The organism is Mesorhizobium sp., from assembly GCF_004962925.1.
Lineage (GTDB): Bacteria > Pseudomonadota > Alphaproteobacteria > Rhizobiales > Rhizobiaceae > Mesorhizobium.
In genome coordinates, this window is the sequence record NZ_SUEO01000510.1 from 1 (window position 1) to 225 (window position 225).

1 pseudogene is annotated in these 225 nt (G+C 62.7%); it reads right to left on the reverse strand.

Annotated features, from left to right (window positions below):
• Window positions 1-225: pseudogene (locus E5W87_RS35925) on the reverse strand (hemin ABC transporter substrate-binding protein); the annotation flags it as partial.

Below are 225 nucleotides of genomic sequence, written 5' to 3' on the forward strand. Positions count from 1 at the left end.
GTCGGACAACTGCTTGTAGCCGGAATAGCCGTCGATCGCGTTGACACCGCCCGAAAGCTTGATGATGCCGTCGGCGGCGGTGTCGCTGCCGGATGCGAGGATCTTGCCGCCCTGCATCGACAGCACAAACAGGACGCGCTTGCGGTCGTTGATCGAAGCGGTCTGCTTTTCGGCTGCCTTCAGCTTGGCATCGATCTCGGCTGCCAGCGCATCGGCCTTGGCGTC